This is a genomic window from Olavius algarvensis spirochete endosymbiont (assembly GCA_900608495.1).
Classification (GTDB): Bacteria; Spirochaetota; Spirochaetia; order DSM-2461; family DSM-2461; genus UBA2779.
The window spans coordinates 1-3,390 of the sequence record UWYT01000134.1; the positions used below are offsets into that span (position 1 = coordinate 1).

The 3,390-nt window shown below is 47.8% G+C and carries 2 protein-coding genes and 1 pseudogene; all 3 read left to right on the forward strand.

The features are described 5' to 3' along the window. Window positions 1-877, forward strand: an 877-nt coding sequence (locus S1OALGB6SA_RS03485; RefSeq protein WP_148084015.1) for an NCS2 family permease, incomplete at its 5' end; no start/stop codon positions are given. Between the two features lie 210 nt (window positions 878-1,087). Next, window positions 1,088-2,380, forward strand: coding sequence for an NCS2 family permease (locus S1OALGB6SA_RS03490; protein ID WP_124032576.1), 1,293 nt, complete (start codon window positions 1,088-1,090; stop codon window positions 2,378-2,380). Between the two features lie 358 nt (window positions 2,381-2,738). Next, a pseudogene (locus tag S1OALGB6SA_RS03495) lies at window positions 2,739-3,390 on the forward strand (putative selenate reductase subunit YgfK); the annotation flags it as partial.

The window sequence follows — 3,390 nt, forward strand, 5'->3', positions numbered from 1 at the left end:
ACTCTTCATTGCCTTTATTGGTTTTCAGAATGTCGGGCTTATCGTAAATAGCGATGCCACTCTGGTACAGCTGGGCGAACTGAGCAGTCCACCGGCCTTACTGACGGTAATCGGTCTTGTCATTATAGCTGTCTTGCTTGCTTTTAAGGTAAAGGGCGCGTTCCTTATAGGCGTCATTGCTGTGACAATGATTGGTATTCCAATGGGTATCACGAATGTGGAGGGCTTCAAACTTTTCCAACCCCTGCCTTCCATGGCGCCCGTGTTTTTCAAGTTCGTAGGGTGGAATGAAATTTTCACACTGGACATGCTGGTGGTGCTTTTCACTTTCCTATACGTTGATATGTTTGATACTGTCGGCACCCTGATTGGTGTCTCCACCAAGGCGGGCATTGTGCGTCCGGATGGCTCGATTCCACGCGTCAGGCAGGCTCTTTTCGCCGATGCGATTGGCACCACCGCTGGAGCCATATTGGGAACCAGCACGATTACCACCTATATCGAGAGTGCTGCTGGAGTAGAAGAGGGCGGACGGACTGGTCTGACAGCTCTGGTTACCGCAATCTTGTTTTTAGTGGCAGTCTTCTTCAGTCCCTTATTTCTCTTGGTCCCTTTTACTGCCACAGCGCCAGCTCTTATCCTGGTTGGTGTGTTTATGATGTCTCCTGTGCGGGAAATCGAATGGGGCGATGTTACAGAGGCTCTCCCCGCCTGCCTGGCAATAATCATGATGCCTCTCGCTTTCAGCATTGCCCAAGGCATCTTCTGGGGTGTGCTATCCTACATTGTCTTAAAGCTGTTAAGTGGCAGGGTTAAGGACATAAGTCCCATTACCTACATTGTGGGATTTGTCTTCGTATTGTCTTTGTTCGTTTAAGCAAAAGCCATCTTTCCCCTGCGCACCATAAGCTGCCCCCTGTGTTTAGCGAGCAATGTTCAGGATGCCCTGGGTCAGGGTAAAGGCTACTGCTCAAAGTAATAAGAAACAGGAAATAATCTTTGACACTATAAAGTTTCATAAGTTATGGTTATCACGCCATTATGAAAATGGCTAAACAAAAAAATCGTACTTAATGAGGGAGAGTTTATGAAAAGCTTTTTTGCGATTAAGGAGAGCGGTTCCAAAGTTAGAACTGAAATCCTAGCTGGTATCACAACCTTTCTTACTATGGCCTACATCCTGGCCGTTAATCCGGATATACTGTCTAATGCTGGTTTGCCTAAGGATTCGGTATTTATGGCCACGGCTGTCGCATCCGCTGTCGCGACGCTAGTTATGGCCCTTGTCGCCAGGCTTCCTTTTGCCCTGGCACCAGGAATGGGACTAAATACCTTCTTTGCCTTCACAGTCGTACTGGGAATGGGCAAAAGCTGGCAGTTTGCACTCACGGCTGTACTTCTCGAAGGTATCATCTTCCTATTGCTCACAGCACTCAATGTTCGGGAGGCAATCATCAATTCAATTCCCGCAAATGTCAAAAAATCGATCAGTGTCGGTATTGGACTTTTCATTGCCTTTATTGGCTTGCAAAAATCCGGACTCATCGTGAGTAACGATACTACTTTGGTACAGCTGGGCGAACTGGGCAGTCCAACAGCCATACTGTCGATAGCCGGTCTTGTCGTTATAGCTGTTTTGCTTGCCTTTAAGGTGAAGGGCGCCCTCCTTTTAGGGATTATTGTTGTAACAGTGATTGGAATTCCACTGGATATCACGAAGGTGGAGGGCTTCAAGCTTTTCCAACCTCTACCCTCTATGGCACCTACGTTTTTTAAGTTTGTGGGGTGGAATCAGATTTTCTCAATGGAAATGCTGGTGGTGCTTTTCACTTTCCTGTTTGTTGATATGTTTGATACTGTCGGTACCCTGATTGGTGTCTCCACCAAGGCGCGCATTTTGCGTCCGGATGGCTCGATTCCGCGCGTCAAGCAGGCGCTTTTCGCCGATGCGATTGGCACCACCGTGGGAGCCATGTTGGGAACCAGCACGGTTACCACCTATATCGAGAGTGCTGCTGGAGTAGAAGAGGGCGGACGAACCGGTCTGACAGCTCTGGTTACCGCAATCTTGTTTTTAGTGGCAGTCTTCCTTAGTCCCTTATTCCTTCTGGTTCCATCTGCCGCCACAGCGCCAGCCCTTATCCTGGTTGGTTTGTTTATGATGTCTCCTGTGATTGAAATTGAATGGGGCGATGTTACAGAGGCTCTTCCCGCCTTTCTGGCAATAATCATGATGCCTCTCGCTTACAGCATTGCCGAAGGTATCGTCTGGGGAGTACTATCCTACATACTCGTAAAAGTGCTAAGTGGCAAGGTTAGGGACGTGAGTCTCGTTACCTACATTGTGGGAATTGTTTTCGTATTGTCTTTGTTCGTTTAAGCAAAATCACCCTCCCTCGCCTTTGTGTGCGGGGGAGGGTGTGTTTGCCATATTCTACATTAAAGAGTTGGGAGCATCTGGTTTTGAAATCATTGGAACCCAATCATTCAATACGTCTGGCGAAGTTATCTTATTTTGAGAAAATGGCGTCGGTTTCTGCATTTTCGCACTCGAGACTTTGGGAGTGGAGTTGCGTCCTTGCGGACTGATTGTACCGGACACCCCCCCCTCGCGGGACTTCATAGGTGCAGATGTGGGCCAAAAGTGCTTCGTATCGGGAGTATGTATGGTTCGAGCAGGTTTATAATTTACAAATAAGGAAGTTCATAATTTATAATACAAATAAGGAAAAGAAGATATGAGTGACAAGATGCGGTTAATCTCGTTTGAGGGTTTGATTGATAGAATGTTGGAGGAGTGGCGCCACACGCGATCTATTTTCGAAATCTCCGAGGGCGATTTCTATCGCAAGAGCGATGAGCGGATTTACGAAGTTTTCGGACAGAAACTTTCCGTTCCGCTGGGTCCTGCGGCGGGTCCTCAAACTCAAATTACACAGAATATCATCACTTCCTATCTCACTGGCAGCCGTTTCATTGAGCTCAAAACAGTGCAGATTTTGGATGGTTTGGAAATCGACAAGCCCTGCATTGATATGACTGACGAGGGATTTAACACCGAATGGTCCACGGAACTTACCTTGAGGCAGGCCTGGGAGGAGTACAGCAAGGCCTGGATTCTACTCCATCTAATCGAGCAGCTTTTTAACCTGGGTATGCCGGGGATGGAGCGTTCCTTTGTGTTCAATATCTCGGTTGGATATGATTTAGCTGGTATCAAGCAGCCGCCGATGGATCGTTACATTGAGAGAATGAAGGATTCAGGCGCCGAGACGCGATATGAGGAGTGGCTTTCGCATCTGAGGCAACGAATAGCAGATTCATCCTTTTTGAAGGGGACGGGGTTGGAGCATCGGCAGGGGATGCTTGAGGGACTGGTGGATAGGATTC

Bases quoted from the DNA above. Each gene is read 5' to 3' on its own strand.
- S1OALGB6SA_RS03490 (WP_124032576.1), top strand. From the start codon at position 1,088: ATGAAAAGCTTTTTTGCGATTAAGGAGAGCGGTTCCAAAGTTAGAACT.